This is a genomic window from Massilimicrobiota sp. mt181 (genome assembly GCF_055420065.1).
In genome coordinates this window covers 45,842-65,696 of the sequence record NZ_JBVAYN010000003.1, presented here as the reverse complement: position 1 = coordinate 65,696, position 19,855 = coordinate 45,842, and the positions used below count along the sequence as shown (strand labels likewise).

Genomic DNA, 19,855 nt, shown 5'->3' with positions numbered 1-19,855 from the left:
ATTTATGAACGCACAGTTAATATGCTATTGCATTTTGATTTTATCAGGTGCATTTGCTCTTTTAAGCTTAGGTTTATTATTTATGAGAATGTCTCTAGCTGTCAAAGAAGCCACTGTTTTGATGACAATGCTGGAAGCAACTATTCAAAAAGTTGATCATATTTTAGATGACATCAATAATAAAATGAATATGCTCAACGCTCCTGTTGAATTAGTAAGCGGATTCTTTTCAAAGGGTGGTATGAGATCTGGTTTGTTTGGTATTTTAGGTTTTTTAACTTCTTTCATTAGAAGAAAAAAATAGAAAAGAAAGGTGAGAAAAATGAAATTTGGAAAATTTATTGTTGGTTTAGGAATAGGGGCTATTGCTGGGTTACTATTAGCACCTAAAAAAGGAAGTGAATTAAGAGAAGATATTAAACGTGAATCTTTAAAAGCTTATGATAATCTTAAAAATATGACAAAAGAAGATGTAGAAGCTTTACTTGGTCAAACAATTGAAACAGTGAAAAAATCTGTTGATGAATTTGATATGGATGAATTTAAAGCAACAACAAGAGATAAACTGACTGAATTAGAAGCAAAATTAGAAGATTTTGCTGTCAAGGTCAAAGACAGTGATCAATATATGACAATTCGTGATGGAGTTGTTGATCTCACAAAGAAAGTTAATGAAAAAATTGAAGAAGTGAAAGTAAAGGTTTTAGATTCATCAGCTGATGATGATTATCTGGAAGCTTTTGAAAATGAAATCGATAATGTTGAAGAAAAACTTGATGAAATGATTGAAGAGATTCAAGATTAATTATGGGGAAGAATGTAACGATTTATGATGTTGCTAGAGAAGCGGGGGTTTCTCTGGCAACAGTTTCACGTGTTATTAATGGTTCAAGTGTTGTGAAACCGAAAACACGTGATAAAGTCCTTGATGCTATTCAACGTTTAGATTTCAAACCTAACCAAATTGCGAGAGGTCTTGCCACAAGTAAGACAACAACGATTGCAATTGTCTTTCCTCAATCACTATTTGCCCATGTTAAAGATATGATTGGTGGGATTGGCGATACCAGTCGTCGATTAGATTATAATGTCAGTATTTATACAACAGATGAAATTGGAGATGGGAATCCTATTGAAACTGTTATTGAAAAAGTTGTGAAATCTCGTGCTGATGGTGTAATTTTGTTTAATAATGAAGAAATTGAAAAAGAAATTGCACTGGTTAATAAATATAAAATACCTGCTGTTGTGATTGGAACATGTGTTTCTGGAGATTATATGGGTTCTATTTTTGCTGATGCAAGACAAATAGCTTATGAAGTCATTGATAGATATTTATCAGCAGGAAAAAGCGATATTTTATTTGTTTCGCCAAAACAAAATTTAATTAATATAGAGGAAATGATTGTAGGAATTCAAGAAGCTTATCAGAAATATGGATTAACTTTTGATTCTGAAAAGCAAGTTGTCCATACTTCTTCACATTATGAAAAAAGCTACCCACAATTCTTAGAATATTTCAAAAATCATAAACATCAGCTTGTTTTTACAAGTTATGATAAAGAAGCTGTCGCTGTTGTCAATGCTGCGGTTGATAATGGAATACATATTCCTGATGATATGGAAGTTATAGGAATGATGAATACAAGTTATGCACAGATTTGTCGTCCTTCTTTAACGTCAATCCATGTTCCTGTTTATGATATGGGAGCTTTAGCTGTCAGATTATTAACAAAAATATTAAATGAAGAAGACATTGAGAATAAAGAAGTTGTGATACAGCATTTATTAATGCCACGAGCAACAACAAAAGAAACTTCTAAGTAATTTAGAAGTTTTTTTAAGAGGGGATTTATGATGTATGTGAAACAGTTTTTTATGGATTTAAAATTAAATATATGTTTTGTATGTAAATGGATAGCGATAGCTTTGGTTTTAGGAAGTGTTTGTGGTGTTGTTGGAGCATTGTTTCATTTATCAATAGATTATGTGACGCAACTTCGTTTGGCACATTCCTGGATTGTTTTTGGGTTACCAATAGGTGGTATTATGATTGTCTATCTTTATCGACTTGTTCATTTAAGCAATGAACCAGGAACGAATACGATTATCCAGTCCATTCGTCAGCAAGATAAAGTGCCCGTTTTACTTGCACCAGCTATTTTTCTGGCAACGGTCATCACACATTTGTTTGGTGGTTCCAGTGGAAGGGAAGGGGCTGCCTTACAGATAGGTGGTTCCTTAGCAACTACCTTTGGAAAATTTATTCATGCTGATCAAAGAGAGATGTCTATACTGATCATGTGTGGGATGAGTGCTGTTTTTTCTGCTCTTTTTGGCACACCTTTAACAGCAACACTCTTTTCTATGGAAGTTGTCAGTGTTGGTGTTTTTTACTATGCTGCACTCGTTCCATGTTTATGCAGCAGTTTGATTTCATTTGGAATTGCGCAGTTATTTGGTTGTCAAACCACTTTTTATACGTTAACAGCCTCTTTCCAATTAACGCCATTGATGAGTGTTCGACTTGTTGCTTTTGCTTTGATTATTGCTGCTTTTTCAATCATTTTTGTTTTGATGATGCATTATAGCCATAAGTGGTTTCATCAGTATTTTCAAAATGCCTATATCCGTGTTCTTGTGGGATCGTTATTACTGATATTATTAGTCTTTATTTTTCAAGGGCGTTATTTGGGTGCCGGTATGGAAGTTGTTGATGAAGCTATCTATGGGCAAGTTTTGCCATATGATTTCTTATTAAAGGCTATTTTTACTGCAATCACAATAGGTTCTGGATTTAAAGGTGGAGAAATCGTGCCAACTTTTGTAATTGGTTCTACTTTAGGTTATATGTTAGCCTTACTACTTGGTTTTGATCCTCATTTAGGAGGAGCTATAGGCATTGTAGGTATGTTCTGTTGCGTTATTAATTCTCCTCTGACAAGTCTGATGCTTGGCGCAGAGATGTTTGGCATTCAATATTTAACGGCTATGGCTATTGTTGTTGCATTCTGTTATGTATTATCAGGATACTTTAGTTTATATCAGGCACAAAAGATTGTCTATTCAAAAACTTCTGTTGAATTTATTAATCAGAATGCAAAGTGATATTTTTGAGTTGACTTCAATCACAAAATTTAATATTATATACATAAGCGTTGAAGAAGACAAGTAGTTATAAATGGATGAAGATAGAGAATCTATGGCTGGTGGAAATAGATCATTGTTTATAATGAATACACTTTGGAGCAGCTAAGTGCAAAGCTTGGCCGGTGGCAACACCGTTATCAATCATGAGTGTATGCATAAGCATAAATAAAGGTGGTACCGCGAGAATTCGTCCTTTTGATGAATTCTCTTTTTTGTTATAAGGAGGATATGAAATGAAAATTTATGATGAATTGGTATGGCGTGGTTTGATTAAAGATGTCAGTTCGCCTGAAATTGAAGAAAAATTAAATAATGGAGGAATGACTTTTTATATTGGAACTGATCCAACGGGTGATAGTTTACATATTGGGCATTTTTCATCATTTTTAATTAGTAAACGATTAAAAGATGCAGGACATAATCCTATTTTATTAGTTGGTGGAGCAACTGGTTTGATTGGGGATCCAAAACCTGATACAGAAAGACCGATGATTACTAAAGAAGAAGTTCAACATAATTTTGAATGTTTGAAAAAACAAGCACAGGATTTATTTGGATTTGAAGTTGTCAATAACTATGATTGGTCAAAAGATTTAAATTTCATTGATTTTTTAAGAGATTATGGTAAATATTTTAATGTTAACTATATGTTGAATAAAGATATTGTTAAAAGAAGATTAGATTTAGGAATTACATATACGGAATTTTCTTATATGATTATGCAGGCCATGGATTTTTATTGGTTATATGAAAATAAAGATTGCCAAATGCAGGTGGCTGGTCAAGATCAATGGGGAAATATTACAGCTGGTATTGAATTGATTAGAAAGAAAACAGGAAAAGAGGCTTATGGATTTACAATGCCTTTACTAACAAAATCTGATGGTACAAAATTTGGTAAAACAAATGGTCATGCGATTTGGTTGGATCGTAAAAAAACATCACCATATGAAATGTATCAGTTCTTTATTAATTCAGAAGATGATAAAGTCATTGATTATTTAAAATTCCTAACATTCCTATCAAAAGAAGAAATTGAAGAATTAGAAGAAAAGAATAAAAAACAACCACATTTAAGAGAAGCGCATAAAGCTCTTGCGAGAGAAGTAATTACTTTTATTCATGGAAAAGAAGCTTATGAAGAAGCATTAAATATTAGTCAAATGCTATTTTCAGGGCAAATACAAAACTTAACATTAGAACAAGTTCAATCTTGCTTCCATGGTGTTCCAAGTGTGGATTTAGAGGAAGATACACAAATTTTAAATGCTTTAGTGAAAGTTGGAGCTGCTTCATCTAATCGTGAGGCACGTCAGTTTGTTACAGGGGGTTCTGTCCTTGTCAATGGTGAAAAGATTACAGATGTAGGCTTTGTTATAAAAAAAGAAAATGCTTTTGGAAAACAGGCGACTGTTATTAGACGTGGAAAAAAGAATTATTATGTCATTAATCATAAATAGGAGGCTAAGATGAAAAAAGTACTAGGAAGTTTTATAGCATTGGTCATGCTTTTAGGGTGTTCATCTCAAAGTTCTGAGACACAAAATAACAATACACAAAATCAGGAAGCAGTTGCTCAAAATGGTGATTATGTGAATATTGATTTTGTAGGTAAAATCGATGGTGTGGCTTTTAGTGGTGGAACTGCAGAAGGTTATGAGTTAAAATTAGGATCAGACACTATGATTGATGGTTTCGAAGATGGAATTGTTGGCATGGAATTGAATGAAGAAAAAACAATTACTGTAACTTTCCCTGAAAATTATACAGAAGAACTTGCAGGGAAAGAAGCGACATTTGATATTACACTTCATAAAATATATCGAGAAATTCAATAAATTTGAGTCTTTTGACTCATTTTTATATGTCATTTCTCATTAGGGAGGTTTAAAGATGGATGGAATATTATTGATCAATAAACCAGCTGGAATGACAAGTCATGATGTTGTGAATCGTATGAGAAAGATTTTGCATACAAAAAAGGTTGGTCATTGTGGAACATTGGATCCTGATGCAACAGGTGTTTTGGTGTTGTGCATTGGAAAAGCAACCAAAGCTTTACAGTTTCTCATGAGTGAAGAAAAAGAATATCAAGCGACACTATGTTTGGGAATAGCAACGGATACTTATGATGCGAGTGGAAAGATTGTAGAAGAAAAAGAATTTTGTGGCGTTGGAAATGTAGATTCAGTCCTTTCATCTTTTCTAGGTGCACAAGAACAGATGCCACCGATTTATTCTGCAATTAAGGTGAATGGAAAAAAACTTTATGAATATGCTAGAAATCAGGAAAGCGTTGAGATTCAACCACGATCAATATTTATTAAAAATATTAAATGCATTTCTCAAGAAAATCAGTACATAACAATACAAGTCCAATGTTCTAAAGGAACATATATACGTTCTTTATGCGTTGATATAGGGAAAAAACTAGGTTATCCTGCTCATATGACAAACTTAATCAGACTATCTTCAGGAAATTTTCATATTCAGGATTGTTATAGCATTGAAGAAATTGAAGAAGGCCATTATCATTTGATGAGTTTAGAAGAAGCGTTTGCTCATTTTGATCATTATTTTGTTGATAATGAAAATATTGTTTATCATGGTAAAAAAATAAAAAGTGATATTGATCATCAAGTTGTTGTCTGCAATCAAGAAGGAAAAGTCCTTGCGGTTTACAAGCCGGATGGTCAAGGTTATTTGAAAAGTGTAAGAGGGTTGTTTTAATGAAGGTTATTTATTTAAAAGAACATGAAAATATACAAATTTGTGAGCCAATTGTTGCTGCACTAGGTTTTTTTGATGGTTTACATGTGGGACACATGGCCCTAGTTAATGAAGTTGAACGTGTGGCTCAAGAAAAGAACTATCGCAAAGCTCTTATGACTTTTGATCATTATCCACTTTATGTATTAGGTAAAATTAAAGAAGAACATTATTTGACATCGCTTTTGGATCGTCAAAAGATTCTTGAAGAAAGAGGTTTTGATTATTTATTTGTCATTGAGTTTACTAAAAATGTTTCTGCTTTATCTCCTGATGCATTTATTCAAAAATATCTGATAAACTGTGGTGTACGCCATGTTGTTTGTGGATTTGATTTTCGCTTTGGCTGTCAAAATCTGGGAACAACACAGACGTTACTAGAAAATAAAAATTTTGATACAAGTATTATTGATGAAGTGATATATAAAGGGGAAAAGATTTCCTCTTCCCGTATTCGTCAACATCTCAAAGATGGTCGAATGAAAGATTTGAATGAGCTATTAGGGCGTCGTTATACGATACATGGACAAGTAATACATGGCCGTAGAATTGGACATCAATTAGGATTTCCTACTGCCAATATTGATTATGGATCTTATTTTTTACCTTGTGGTGGTGTGTATGCTGTAAAAGTATATGTTCAGGAAAATTGTTATATGGGAATGTGTAATATTGGATATAATCCGACTTTTCATGCATTAAAAAAGGCATCTCTTGAGGTTAATATTTTAGATTTTGATGAAGATATTTATGGTCAGGAAGTTTTTGTTGAATTTTACGAACTTATACGTAAAGAACAAACTTTTCCTTCTAAAGAGGCATTAGTTCATCAATTACAACATGATTGTCAATATGTTAGAAAATATTTTGAATCATAAAAAGGAAGTTCTGGAATGTGTTTATCATTCAATCAGAACTTCTTTTAAAATGAATATGATGATATAATGCACCTAATAAATTGGCTTCGTTTTGAAATTGACAGGCTTTTATTATAGGTTCGTGGTTATCCTCTTTATAAAGTTCTCGCAGTTTATAAAATTCCTGTCTGATTGTTTGAATCAGGAGAGGTTGTTCACTTATTCCTCCACCAATAGCAATCACATCAAGGTCCAAGAGATAATCAAGATTATAGATCATAACAGCAATCTGTTGACAGTAATTTTGAAAATGCTGGATGGCTTCTTGTGAAGATGATAATTGTTGAAAAACGATTTCTCCATCATCAGGACAATGAAGTATAAGACTCAGGTCATGAATGAGTTTCACAGCATTGTATTCTCTTCCAAAATGAGAATACATATTTTTTTGAGGAATGAGAAAAGAACCAATTTCGCCACTTTTGAAATGCTGGGTTTCTAATATTTTTCTATGAATGATTATGGTTCCACCAATACCTGTGCCTAGTACAAGCATAAAACCATTATCAACATCACGGAGACAACCTTTCCACATTTCCCCTAAAGTTGCACATTTGGCATCATTTTGAACGGTAACAGGAAGATGAAATTTTTGAAATAAGTCATGGCAGATGGAAGTCTGATTGAAAAAAGGAAGCAAAGTAATGCTATGAATAGAACCTGTCAAACTATCAATAAGTCCAGGCATGCTGATGGCTATGCCTTTTAAATCATGTGTGATCAACGGTTCTAAACTTTGATAAAAATCTTTTTTATTTGTTTTGATTGTTTTCATTTTATCTTTTTTTATACAGTTACCGTTATCTTGATAATATCCATATTTTGTGTATGTACCACCTATATCTATGCTTAAATACATATGTGTCACCTCTCTTATTTATTATTTCATTGTTTTGATTTCAATTCAATCTTTAATGTTGAAATCATTTTTTTATTGGTGAAAAGATTTCTTTTTTGAGTAATTATGTTATAATGTTTAGACTGAGAGGATGTGATATGATGGATTTAGATAAATTATTAAATCCCAAACAAAAAGAAGCAGCAACTTATCTTCAATCTCATTTGCGTATTATTGCAGGAGCTGGAAGTGGGAAAACACGTGTTTTAACATATCGTATTGCCTATCTGATTGAGGAAGTCGGGATTGAACCACGTCATATTTTAGCCATTACTTTTACAAATAAAGCCGCTAATGAAATGCGAGAAAGAGTTGTGGATTTATTAGGTGAGTATGCTTCAGGAGCGTTACTGTGCACAATCCATTCTCTATGTGTAAGGATATTAAGGCAGCATATTCATGCTCTTCATTATCCTCATCATTTTGTTATTATGGATGAAGAAGATCAAAAATCTTTATTGAAAAAGATTTTTAAAGAAAAAAATATCGATAGTAAAGCTGTTAGTGTTAAAAGTTGTATTCATTATATTTCAGCTTGTAAGATGGCTGAAGTTTCACCACAAAAAGCATATCAAATGGCTGATGGCTTTGTTGGTGAAGAAAAAAAAGCATTAGCTTATGGTGAATATGAAAAATATAAAGAAGAACATTTTATGCTGGATTTTGATGATCTTTTGTTGAAGACAGTAGAACTGTTTGAAAAATATCCTGATATTTTACAGATATGGCAACAGAAATTCCAATATATTCATGTTGATGAATTTCAGGATGTAGGAAGTATTGATTATAAACTTATTCATCTTTTATCACAACAGTCTCTTTTATGTGTGGTTGGTGATCCAGATCAAACAATTTATTCTTTTAGAGGATCAGATGTCAATTATATCATGAATTTTGATAAGGATTATCCTCATGTCAAAACTGTCATTTTGGATCAAAATTATCGTTCAACCAAAACGATTCTAGATATTTCAAATAATTTAATTAGAAAAAATAAAAATCGTTTAGAAAAAGATTTATTTACACAATTAGAAGAAGGAGATAAAGTTGTCCATTATTCGGCTGCTGATGAAGAATCAGAAGCAGAATATGTTTGTCAGACAATAGAAGATATTATTCATCATGTTGATGGAGTTAATTATCATGATTTTGCGATTCTTTATCGAGCAAACTATCTTTCTAGACCTTTTGAACAAAAGTTGATTCAGCATCAGATTGATTATAAAATCTTTGGTGGATTAAAATTCTTTAATCGTAAGGAAATCAAAGATGCTTTAAGTTATTTACGTTTAATGGTCAATATGGATGATTTATCTTTTGAGCGTATTATTAATGTACCAAGTCGTGGTATTGGACAAAAAACATTAGAGAAAATTCAATTAAAAGCTATTGAATATGGTATCAGCTGTTATGAAGCCGTATGTTTATATAGTGAGGAGATTGGATTAAAAGGAAAAGTGAAGAAGGCTATTGCTGAATTTGTATCATCTATAGAAAAGGCCAGACAATCTCGTCAAGCTTTAGCTGATGTTTTTGAAAGTCTTATGAAAGATGTTGGATATTTTCAAATGTTAAGACATGATGAAGATGAAAATCGTATTCAAAATATTATGGAATTAAAGAATTCCATTGCTGGATATATGAATACGCATCCAGATACTGCAACATTTGAAAGTTATCTGCAAGATATTGCTTTATATACTTCTCAGGATGATATGACACATGATGAATATGTCTCATTAATGAGTATTCATATGGCCAAAGGTCTGGAATTTAACTATGTTTTTGTTGTTGGGCTTTCTCAAGATGTTTTTCCAAGTTTTAGAAGTGTTTCAGAAGAAGGAGAAGATGGCATGGAGGAAGAACGCAGATTAGCATATGTTGCTTTTACCCGAGCAAAGAAACGTTTATATCTAACAGATAGTCAGGGATTTAACTATATGACGAATTCTCCTAAAATGTCATCACAATTTATTGATGAAATTGGGACAGATCATGTCGAACATATAGGGAAACCATCACCTTTTAAAACTAAAAAATTTGTACGTATGGGTCCATCAGTGGATGAAATGATTGGTGATAATGAAATTCATGATTGGAAACAGGGGGACCTTGTTGAACATGATGTTTTTGGTAAAGGTGTGATAGTGAAAGTTCAGGGACAAACTTTGGATATTGCATTTTCAATGCCTTATGGTATCAAAACTTTAATGGCGCAACACAAATCTTTAAAACGTTTATCATCATAACAATCAGAAATTTTCTGATTGTTTTTTTGTTTTGAAATGATGTGAAAAATGGGTATATTTTGGGTGATGATTTTTGATGTTTTTATTTTATTCATGATTATTTTTTGATATAATGAGCTGGTGAATGGAGTGTGTAAAATGACATTGGAAAGATTGAATGAAATTAAACAATTATTAAATGAATATAATTATCAATACTATGTTTTGGATAATCCAACAGTTTCAGATCAAGAGTATGATCGTTTAATGCAGGAGCTACAGAGTATTGAGGCCAAACATCCTGAATGGATAACGCCTGATTCTCCTAGTCAAAGGGTAGGCGGAGAAGTTTTAGAAGGATTTCAGAAAGTTACACATCAAAGAATGATGTTATCATTAGGAAATATTTTTAATGAAGATGAACTGAGAGAGTTTGATGATCGTATTCGAGATGTTTTCCCACAGGTTGAATATGTTTGTGAATTAAAAATAGACGGACTGGCTGTTTCACTGGTTTATGAAAATGGCCATTTAAGTTATGGTGCTACTCGCGGTGATGGTACTGTTGGAGAAGACATTACACATAATGTTAAAACAATTAAATCTATCCCTTTGTCTATTGATTATAAAGGAGATTTTGAAGTGCGTGGAGAGATATACATGCCAAAAAAATCTTTTGAACAGTTGAATAAACAAAGAAAGGATGCTGGAGAAGCTTTATTTGCAAATCCACGTAATGCAGCAGCTGGAAGTGTTCGACAATTGGATTCAAGTATTGCTGCAAAGAGAGGATTAGATGCGTTTTTGTATATGGTTCCTACAGCTTCAGAAGTGGGTTGTCAGACGCATAAGGAAGCATTGGATTATATTGCTAAACTTGGTTTTAAAGTGAATCCTATGACATGTGTCTGTGCCAATATTGAAGAAGTCTGGAGCTTCATTACAGAAATGACAGAGAAACGTCAATCATTGCCTTATGAAATTGATGGTATTGTCATTAAAGTCAATAATCTAGCCTGGCAGGAAAGATTAGGATATACGGCCAAAGTTCCAAAGTGGGCGATTGCTTATAAGTTCCCAGCTGAAGAAGTGGTCACAAAACTTAAGGATATTATTTTTACAATTGGAAGAACTGGTCAAATTACACCAAATGCTGTTTTGGAGCCTGTACGTGTTGCAGGAAGTACAGTCCAACGAGCAACTTTACATAATGAAGATAATGTGGTTCATAAAGATATTCGTGTTGGAGATTATGTTGTGATTCGCAAAGCGGGTGATGTCATTCCAGAGGTTGTGCGTTCTTTAAAAGAAAGACGTAATGGCACAGAAAAAGAATTTCAAATGATTCACGAATGTCCATATTGTGGTTCACCACTTGTTAGAAAAGATAATGAAGCAGCTTATTATTGTATGAATGATCATTGTGATTCTAAAAAAATAGAACGTATTATTCATTTTGCTTCTCGTGATGCTATGAATATCGAAGGCTTGGGAGAAAAAATAATTGAACAGTTTTATAATTTAGGATTTGTGCGTTCTATTGAAGATATATATAGCTTGGCAGAACATGAACAAGAAATTATTGAAATTGAGGGCTTTGGGAAAAAGTCGATGGATAATTTATTAGAAGCTATAGAAAAAAGTAAAAAGAATTCAATGGAAAAATTGTTATTTGGTTTAGGAATTAAAGGTATTGGTGCAAAAATGGCGGATAATCTTTCTAAAGAATTTAAAAGTATGGATGCACTTTTAAATGCCTCAACTGCAAAGCTTTTGTCTATTCGTGATGTTGGTGAGACAATTGTTCAGTCCATTAATCGTTTCCGTAGTCAACCAGAATCTTTAGAATTATTGGAACATTTAAAGACAATTGGTTTGAATATGAATTATTTAAAAGAAACATCTTTATTACAAGAAAGTATTTTTAATGGAAAAACAGTATGTGTTACAGGAACTTTAGAATTAATGACGCGAAAAGAAATTAAAGAATATTTAGCTCGTTTAGGTGCAAATGTAACAGGAAGTGTATCAAAGAAAACAGATTACCTCATTTGTGGTAAAGATGCCGGAAGTAAATTAGAAAAAGCAAGAGAACTTGGGGTCACAGTCTTAAGTGAAGCTGAGTTTAAAGAGGAGGTAGATCTATGAAAAAGTTCATATGTATATTGATGGTCGCTTTGTTACTGGTAGGATGTCAATCTTCACAGGAAACTGTCCAAGAAGAAACAAGCAATAATACTGCCTCTATGGATTCTTTTGATGATACATACTATAATATTGTGAAATTTGAAGATAGTGAATTAAGAGAAGATTTTTATTTGGATTATGGTTCAACATCGGACTTTACAACAATTGGTAGAGATTTACAAATTTTATCATCACAATATTTTTCAACTTCTGATTATTATATGAGTGAAGGTCAATATTTGAAGTTATCTTTAAAACAAGAAATGGTTAAACGTAATAATGATAATTCATTGCAACCAGCTTCTGGAACAACAATTAATGATGTGAAAGATCCTGTTATGGTTCAAAATATTCAAGAACAGGATTTCTGGGAAAAATCAGGTGATAAATATACATTAAGAGGTGCTTCTTTTGCGATAGTGATTGATCCTCGTGATGCAGACAATAATCGTTTAGATACACAGATGGATGATCAATCTATTTTGAATTATGGACGTGAATGTAGTCAAAAATTATATGAAATTATTCAATCTCATGAAGATTTTAAAAATCTCAAAGGTTTACCTGTTTTGATTGCTATTTATCAGGCAACGGATTTAACGACAAGTACGGTTAATGGTCATTATGTTTTAAAAACATATTGTAATGGTTCTTATGGACAAAGTGAAGAAGTCAATTTTGAAACTGTTCTTTTTGAAAGTGATCGTGCTCAGGAAATAGATGCAACAACTGCTAATGAATTTAATATTATTAAAACGAATTTAAAAGATGCAGCGACTGAAGCAGCAGGACTAGTTGGAACAGCCAGATATCAAAATGGTAATATTCAGTCAATGGTTATAGAGGCAAATCTTAATGTGAAGACTGCAACTGAGTTAATGTATTTGTCTTCTATTATTGCTGATGGAGTCAATACTCGTTTTTCAGCAGATTTTGATATTAAAGTTTTGGTTTATTCTCAAGATGACTTAAATGCAGTTATCATCAAAGATAGTGGTCAAGATGTGAAGAGTTACTATTTATATTAGAGGATGACAATATGAAAGATATTGAATTTTTAAAACAGTTGGCTTATGATGCCAGATTATCTATAAGTGATGAAGATATGCCATCTTTGATAGATGCATATAAAGATTTTATGGATCAAATTCAAATTTTAGAGGATATTGAAACTGAAGGTGTTGAGCCTTTGGTTTTTCCTTTTGAGAGTCAAAATTATTATTTAAGATTAGATGATGTAGAAGATATTATGGAAGTTGATGATGTTTTAAAAAATGCAAAAGAAGTTCAAGAGCAACAGGTGAAAGTTCCTAAGGTGGTGAATTCATGAAAGTTTATAGTATTGAATCATTACATGATGCTTTTCAATCAGGAAAAGTTGAACCTAAAGATTATTATCAACAAATTTATAAAGAAGCTCAATTTCAGCAAAAACGTTTAAATGCATTTGCTTATACGACATTTGGGAAAGCTGAAAAAGATTTAAAAAATGCTGATTTTCAAAATATTTTAAGTGGAATACCTTATGTTCTTAAAGATAATTTATGTACTCAAAATATATATACAACCGCATCTAGTCGAATGCTAGAAGATTATATTCCAACATATAATGCCCATGTGGTGGATTTATTGGAAAGACAAGGATGCTGTCTGATTGGGAAGTCTTCCATGGATGAATTAGGTATGGGTTTTACAAATATGACTGCTCTTACTGGACCAGTCTACAATCCATGGGATGTATCTAGAATTGCTGGTGGATCTTCTGGAGGGTCAGCTGCGCTTGTTGCAAGTGGCCTGATTCCTTTTGCTTTGGGAAGTGATACAGGGGATTCTATTCGCCGACCTGCTGGATATTGTGGTGTTGTTGGCATGAAACCTACTTGGGGAAGAGTTTCACGTTATGGACTCATTCCTTATGCTTCTAGCTTAGATACAATAGGAGCCTTAACACGTAATGTACGAGATATGGCAATAGTGATGGAAAATATTTCAGGACATGATCATCGCGATATGACATCTTCTTTTCAATCTGTACCACGATATTTTCATCATCTTTCTTTGGATATTTCACATTTAAAAATCGCTTTTTTCAAAAATATCTATGATTCATTAACAGATTTACAAATGAAAAAGATTTTTGATGATATGGTTGTCTTGTTAAAACAGCAGGGAGCTAAAGTTGATGAAATTGATTTTCCTGAAAGATATTTAAAATCATTAGTTCCTGTCTATAATATTATTGCCAATGGTGAATCTACAAGCAATCATGCTTGTCTTGATGGAATTAAGTATGGAATGCGAGAAGATGAAAAGAGTATTGAAGATATAGTGATTCAATCACGCAGTCGTGGATTTACCAAAAGTACACAACAACGTTTTATTTTAGGAATGCTTGTTTTAAAAGAAGAAAATCAAGAAAAAATGTTTAGGAAATCTCAAAAAGTGAGAAGATTGATTGTAGAAGAACTGAATCATATTTTTCAACACTATGATTTAATCATATCATTAAATAGTGATAGCATTGCGCCACATATCCAAGATGCTATGAAAAAATCTTCATCACTTGTTGATGCACAGCTGCTTCTCGCTAATCTAGCGGGATTGCCTAGTTTGACTTTGCCTTGTGGTTTTGTTGATGATATGCCAGTTGCTATCAATTTGACTGGACGATTATTTGAAGAACAGACTGTACTGAACTGTGCTTATGCTTTGGAAAATGTTTTGCCATTTAAAAATCAGTATGTGCGAGGTGATCATTTTGAAATTTGAAACAGTCATTGGTATTGAGGTTCATTGTGAGTTGAAAACAAAATCTAAAATGTTCTCTTCAGCACCAGTTAGTTTTGGCAAAAAGCCCAATACACAAGTTCATGCTATTGATTTGGCAATGCCAGGAACTTTGCCATCAGTGAATCAAAAAGCCGTGGAAATGGCAATAAGAGTCTGTCACGCCTTACATATGGATATTCAAGATTTGTTATCTTTTGATCGCAAAAATTATTTTTATGCTGATTTACCTAAAGGTTATCAGATAACTCAACACTATCATCCAATTGGAAGTCATGGTTATATTGAAATTGATGTCAATCAAGAGAATATGCGCATCGATATTGAACGTCTACATCTTGAAGAGGATACTGCAAAACTAACGCATCTTTCTGATGAATCTTTAATAGATTACAATCGTGCTGGTATACCACTTATTGAAATTGTGTCGAAACCTCAAATAAAAAATAGTTTACAGGCTTGTGCCTATTTAGAAGCGTTGAGATATCTTTTTATATATACGGATGTTTCAGATGCTGTTATGGCGCAAGGATCTATGCGATGTGATATCAATATTTCTTTAAAACCTGAAACAAGCCAACAATATGGTGTGAAAGTTGAAATTAAAAATTTGAATTCATTATCTAATGTTCAAAAAGCTATTGATTATGAAATTCAACGCCAAACTGCATTATTGTTGGATGGAAAACCTATATTACAACAAACACGACGTTTTGATGAAAAAACACAAACAACGGTTGCTATGCGTAATAAAGAAACAACAGCTGATTATCGTTATTATCCTGAACCTAATATTTTACCGATAAAGCTTGACTCCAAATGGATTCAACAAATCAAAGATAAATTACCATTGTTACCAAAACAAAGAAAAGATATATATATCAATCAATATCAACTTTCTTATAATGATGCGCGTATTTTAATTGATCATAAAGAGTTATCTGATTTTTATAATCAGACTGTACAAATTTGTCCTCATTATCAATTGGTTTGTCATTGGCTTATTGGAGATGTCTTATCTTATTTAAATAAAAGCCATCAATCCATACATGCTATTTTGCATGTAGAGGATTTCGCAAAACTGATGCATTTTGTAGCAGATAAGACACTCTCAACAAAACAAGCTAAACAGGTTTTAGAACTTATGATGACAAAACACAAAGATCCTGTTTCAGTGATAGAAGAATATCATTTTCAACAAATTAATGATGACCATATATTGATGAAAGTTATTGATGAAATTCTTGATTATCAACCTGATTTAATTAAAGAATATAGTCAGGGAAAGACAAAAATTGTCGGTTTTTTAGTAGGACAGGTTATGCAAAAAACAAATGGACAAGCGAATCCACAAAAGACAAATCAATTGTTGATGAAGGAATTAGAAAAAAGAAAACAATAATATTCTATACATTACTCATGAATTTTGTTACAATAGAGAAAAGTAGGTGAAAAAATCATGGTAAAAAAATTTCATTTTGATGATGAAGATGATATTCAGGATGATTATCAACCTTCATCATATCTTGAAGATTTAGAAATAAAAAAAGAAAATCAAACTTTAACATCTATAGATGAAGAAGAGTATGATGAGGAAGATTTGCCAATGAAAAAAAAGAAGAAAAAGTTTGTCATGAAGTGGTGGCATTATTTATTAATTTTATTTGGAGCATTAATTGTGGCATTTGGTATTTATATTTTGATTCTTTCTTTTAATAATGGTCCTGTTTATGGTGATCGTTGCAAAGGAATGCAGACCATTTCTAAAGATCAGAGAGATTCTACTGTTTCTACAATGGAAGAAAAATACGATGAAATTGAATCAATGACACTTTCGACTGAATGTCGTCAATTAAAGCTGGATATTGTGTTTAAAGCAGGTATGGATACAGAAGATGCAGAAAAAATTGCTGAAGAAACTGTACAGACTTTGGATGGGATGGTAGGATTAGAAAAAGCCGATGATGAGAAATATAGTGGCTTATTTGGAACTATTGATGGAGTCACACAATATGAAGTTAATGTTTTTATGACTTCTACTGATAGTGAAGACTTTCCAATTTATGGAACAAAAAATGTTCAAAGTGATGATTTCTCATACACATTAGCTTCAGTAAAAGATGAAGAAACTGCCAAACAGGCACAAGAAACATTAACGGATGAAGAATAAAACGAGCTTTGCTCGTTTTTTTATAGGAGGCGTCTATGCAAAAAAATGAATATATTGAAGCCAAATGTGTAGATTATACACATGATGGACAAGGAATTGTTAAATATCAGAATGTTCCAATTTTTGTCAAGAACATGCTTTTAGATGAAGTAGGAAAAGTCAAAATTATAAAAGTTCTAAAAAATTATGCGGTAGGACGATTGATTGAATTATATCAGGAAAGTCCACTTCGTCAAACACCAAGATGTCCTATTTTCAAACAATGTGGAGGATGTCATTTGCAGCATTTTAATGCTTTGGCACAACAACAATTTAAAACGAAAAGAGTTGCTGATACACTATTGAAGATTGGTCATTGTCATGTTGAAGTACAACCATGTCTGATGATGGATGATCCATGGTTTTATCGTAATAAGGTACAAGTCCCAGTTGGAAATGCGGATGGACATTTGGTTACTGGATTTTATAAGCAGCATAGTAATGAAATTGTTCCAATGGATCACTGTTATATTCAAAATCAATTATCTAATCAGATAGTGCAATATACACGAAAGTTATTAGAGGAAGTTCATGAAGTTGCCTACGATAAAGAAAAACATACAGGAAATATGAAACATATTCTTGTTAAATATGCATATCATACACAACAGGCTATGCTTGTTCTTATTACATATCATCGCAAAATTCATCAAAAAGAATATCTTGTCTCATCTTTAAAGAAGGCTTTTCCAGAGTTAAAAACAATTGTACAAAATTATAATCCTCGTCATGATAATGTGATTCTTGGAGATGAGGTTTCTATTTTAGATGGTGAAGGATATATTGAGGATGTCCTATTAGGAAATACTTATCGCATATCACTTAAATCTTTTTATCAGATCAATCCAATGCAAGTAGAAGTTTTGTATCAAAAGGCGATTGATTTTGCGAATCTTCAACCAACAGATGAAGTGATTGATGCCTATTGTGGGATTGGAACGATATCATTATCTTTAGCAAAGCATGTTCATCGCGTTTATGGTGTAGAAATCATTGATCAGGCAATTATTGATGCTAAAGAAAATGCCAAAAGAAATCACATTGACAATGTTGAATTTTATTGTCAGGATGCCGGTGAATTTATGGTTGACTTTGCGAAAAAAGGAAAGCCTATTGATGTGGTTTTCGTAGATCCACCAAGAAAAGGATGTTCTGAATTATTTTTAAATCAGTTGTTATTGCTTGCACCAAAAAAAGTTGTATACATATCATGTGATGTCGCAACGCAGGCTCGTGACATTGATTTTCTTCAAAAGAATGGTTATCATGCAGTTCAATGTCAACCTGTTGATATGTTCCCACAAAGTTTTCATATAGAAAACATAGTTTTGCTTCAAAAAAATGATTAAATTATTTTCTTGCTGTATTTGTACAATAAACATTTAAATATTTATGATTTCATAACTGTCATTATCAAAATGGCAGTTTTTTATTGGATTCTATTATGATTTTTTTGAGAAATGAAGGGAATATGAAAGGCATATATGAATTGAAATAGAAATATGTTATGATTTATAAAAAGAGAAATATATAATTTTTAGGAGAAATAGTATAAAATGAAAACAAGACCAATAACAACTTTATTTATGTTAGAATCTCTTGATGGTAAGATCAGTAGTGGAAATACTGATGAATTAGACGCAGATAAAGATTGGTGTCAAATCGATGGTGTTAGAGAGGGATTGCATCAGTATTATGAAATAGAAGCTACTACTGATTATTTTTCATTAAATACGGGTAGAGTTATGGCTAAAATTGGTGTTAATCATAGAAAAGAATATCATAAAAAAGTAAAAGTTAATTTTGTCATTATTGATAATAAGCCACATTTGAATGAAAATGGAATTGATTATATTTGTAATTGGGTAGAAAAGTTAATATTAGCGACAACAAATCAAAAACATATCGCATATTCTTTGACCAAAAAATATAACAATTTAGATATTTTATATTATGATGAATTGAACCTAACAAAATTATTAGAAGATTTATATAGTCAATATAATGTTGAAAGATTAACAATTCAATCTGGTGGAAGTCTTAACGGGTTATTTTTACGAAGCAATTTAATTGATTACGTTAATATAGTCATTGCCCCTTTATTAGTTGGTGGTAAAGATGTATCTACTCTCATTGATGGAGAAGCTATTAGTCGTTTAGATGAATTAAATAAATTAAAAGCATTGGAACTGATTGAATGTAATCAACTATATAATTCTTATGTTCAACTAAAATACAAAGTAAAGGGATAAATTGGAATTTATGGAGATAATGAAAATGAAATTAGCTACTACTTATATATGTGTTAGTGATATGGAAAAGTCTTTAAAATTTTATAGATTACTTTTGCAAAAAGAGCCATTATATTGTAATGATGACCGATGGATTGCATTTGACTGTGGAAATCAAATTGCACTTTATAAGAAAAAATATGATGAAAAGTTATTAGAGGAATCTAAAGATATTCATTTCAATAAAGCATATATTGATGACTTCTATAAAGAAGATGGGTGCAGAAAAAATAATATAGTCATCTTTAATTTTGAAGTGGAAGATTTAAAAAGTGAATATGAGAGGGTCAAAGATTTAAATATCGGAGAAATCTCAGATATTATGTATGTAAATATCCATATGCCATATTATTATTTTAACGTTATAGATCCTGATGGCAATATTTTAGAAACAACAGGAAATTACTAAATCCTAATTT

19 protein-coding genes and 1 other annotated feature are annotated in these 19,855 nt (G+C 31.9%); of the genes, 18 read left to right on the top strand and 1 reads right to left on the bottom strand.

The features are described from left to right. The first annotated feature begins 4 nt into the window (after positions 1-4). The 8 genes from ACZYT4_RS02670 (at position 5) to ACZYT4_RS02635 (ending at position 6,797) form a co-directional block, all read left to right on the top strand. Positions 5-304, top strand: a complete 300-nt coding sequence (locus ACZYT4_RS02670; protein ID WP_463782111.1) for a DUF948 domain-containing protein — start codon at positions 5-7, stop codon at positions 302-304. An 18-nt stretch (positions 305-322) separates the two neighbouring features. Continuing rightward, a complete protein-coding gene (locus ACZYT4_RS02665; protein WP_463782110.1) occupies positions 323-805 on the top strand; it encodes a YtxH domain-containing protein in 483 nt (160 codons plus the stop codon). 2 nt (positions 806-807) lie between these two features. Beyond that, the gene (locus ACZYT4_RS02660; RefSeq protein WP_463782109.1) at positions 808-1,827 is read left to right on the top strand and encodes a LacI family DNA-binding transcriptional regulator; all 1,020 of its coding nucleotides are present in this window, start codon (positions 808-810) and stop codon (positions 1,825-1,827) included. A 27-nt stretch (positions 1,828-1,854) separates the two neighbouring features. Beyond that, entirely contained in the window at positions 1,855-3,108 is a 1,254-nt protein-coding gene (locus ACZYT4_RS02655; protein WP_463782108.1) for a chloride channel protein, read from the top strand. A 41-nt stretch (positions 3,109-3,149) separates the two neighbouring features. Continuing rightward, positions 3,150-3,348: a binding site (T-box leader), on the top strand. Positions 3,349-3,383: 35 nt separating this feature from the next. After that, entirely contained in the window at positions 3,384-4,610 is a 1,227-nt protein-coding gene (tyrS, locus tag ACZYT4_RS02650) for a tyrosine--tRNA ligase (RefSeq protein WP_463782107.1), read from the top strand. Positions 4,611-4,619: 9 nt separating this feature from the next. Then, positions 4,620-4,988, top strand: coding sequence for an FKBP-type peptidyl-prolyl cis-trans isomerase (locus tag ACZYT4_RS02645; RefSeq protein WP_463782106.1), 369 nt, complete (start codon positions 4,620-4,622; stop codon positions 4,986-4,988). 55 nt (positions 4,989-5,043) lie between these two features. Beyond that, positions 5,044-5,880, top strand: a complete 837-nt coding sequence (gene truB, locus ACZYT4_RS02640; RefSeq protein ID WP_463782105.1) for a tRNA pseudouridine(55) synthase TruB — start codon at positions 5,044-5,046, stop codon at positions 5,878-5,880. Continuing rightward, positions 5,880-6,797, top strand: a complete 918-nt coding sequence (locus tag ACZYT4_RS02635; RefSeq protein WP_463782104.1) for a bifunctional riboflavin kinase/FAD synthetase — start codon at positions 5,880-5,882, stop codon at positions 6,795-6,797. The genes truB and ACZYT4_RS02635 overlap by 1 nt, the downstream gene beginning before the upstream one ends. Before the next feature lie 28 nt (positions 6,798-6,825). On the opposite strand, the gene ACZYT4_RS02630 is transcribed toward ACZYT4_RS02635, so the two are convergent. Further along, a complete protein-coding gene (locus ACZYT4_RS02630; RefSeq protein WP_463782103.1) occupies positions 6,826-7,695 on the bottom strand; it encodes an ROK family protein in 870 nt (289 codons plus the stop codon). A 140-nt stretch (positions 7,696-7,835) separates the two neighbouring features. Here ACZYT4_RS02630 and ACZYT4_RS02625 point away from each other — a divergent pair, with 140 nt between their 5' ends. The 10 genes from ACZYT4_RS02625 (at position 7,836) to ACZYT4_RS02580 (ending at position 19,845) form a co-directional block, all read left to right on the top strand. After that, the gene (locus tag ACZYT4_RS02625) at positions 7,836-9,983 is read left to right on the top strand and encodes an ATP-dependent helicase (protein ID WP_463782102.1); all 2,148 of its coding nucleotides are present in this window, start codon (positions 7,836-7,838) and stop codon (positions 9,981-9,983) included. Between the two features lie 138 nt (positions 9,984-10,121). Then, positions 10,122-12,110 carry an NAD-dependent DNA ligase LigA gene (gene ligA / locus ACZYT4_RS02620; RefSeq protein ID WP_463782101.1) on the top strand — a complete coding sequence of 663 codons (1,989 nt, stop codon included), beginning with the start codon at positions 10,122-10,124 and terminating at the stop codon, positions 12,108-12,110. After that, positions 12,107-13,177 (top strand): CamS family sex pheromone protein, encoded by a 1,071-nt coding sequence (locus tag ACZYT4_RS02615; protein WP_463782100.1) that lies wholly within the window; start codon positions 12,107-12,109, stop codon positions 13,175-13,177. The genes ligA and ACZYT4_RS02615 overlap by 4 nt, the downstream gene beginning before the upstream one ends. Positions 13,178-13,188: 11 nt before the next feature. Beyond that, on the top strand, positions 13,189-13,479 hold the full coding sequence (gene gatC / locus ACZYT4_RS02610) for an Asp-tRNA(Asn)/Glu-tRNA(Gln) amidotransferase subunit GatC (RefSeq protein WP_463782099.1): 291 nt from the start codon (positions 13,189-13,191) through the stop codon (positions 13,477-13,479). After that, entirely contained in the window at positions 13,476-14,918 is a 1,443-nt protein-coding gene (locus tag ACZYT4_RS02605) for an amidase family protein (protein ID WP_463782098.1), read from the top strand. Before gatC ends, ACZYT4_RS02605 begins: the two co-directional genes overlap by 4 nt. Further along, entirely contained in the window at positions 14,908-16,338 is a 1,431-nt protein-coding gene (gene gatB, locus ACZYT4_RS02600; protein ID WP_463782097.1) for an Asp-tRNA(Asn)/Glu-tRNA(Gln) amidotransferase subunit GatB, read from the top strand. The genes ACZYT4_RS02605 and gatB overlap by 11 nt, the downstream gene beginning before the upstream one ends. A 57-nt stretch (positions 16,339-16,395) precedes the next feature. After that, complete coding sequence (locus ACZYT4_RS02595; protein ID WP_463782096.1) at positions 16,396-17,106, top strand: hypothetical protein; 711 nt, start codon at positions 16,396-16,398, stop codon at positions 17,104-17,106. Positions 17,107-17,141: 35 nt separating this feature from the next. Beyond that, positions 17,142-18,494, top strand: coding sequence for a 23S rRNA (uracil(1939)-C(5))-methyltransferase RlmD (rlmD, locus tag ACZYT4_RS02590; RefSeq protein ID WP_463782095.1), 1,353 nt, complete (start codon positions 17,142-17,144; stop codon positions 18,492-18,494). Positions 18,495-18,701: 207 nt separating this feature from the next. Then, positions 18,702-19,397, top strand: coding sequence for a dihydrofolate reductase family protein (locus ACZYT4_RS02585; RefSeq protein WP_463782094.1), 696 nt, complete (start codon positions 18,702-18,704; stop codon positions 19,395-19,397). 25 nt (positions 19,398-19,422) lie between these two features. Beyond that, complete coding sequence (locus ACZYT4_RS02580; protein ID WP_463782093.1) at positions 19,423-19,845, top strand: VOC family protein; 423 nt, start codon at positions 19,423-19,425, stop codon at positions 19,843-19,845. Positions 19,846-19,855 lie beyond the last annotated feature (10 nt).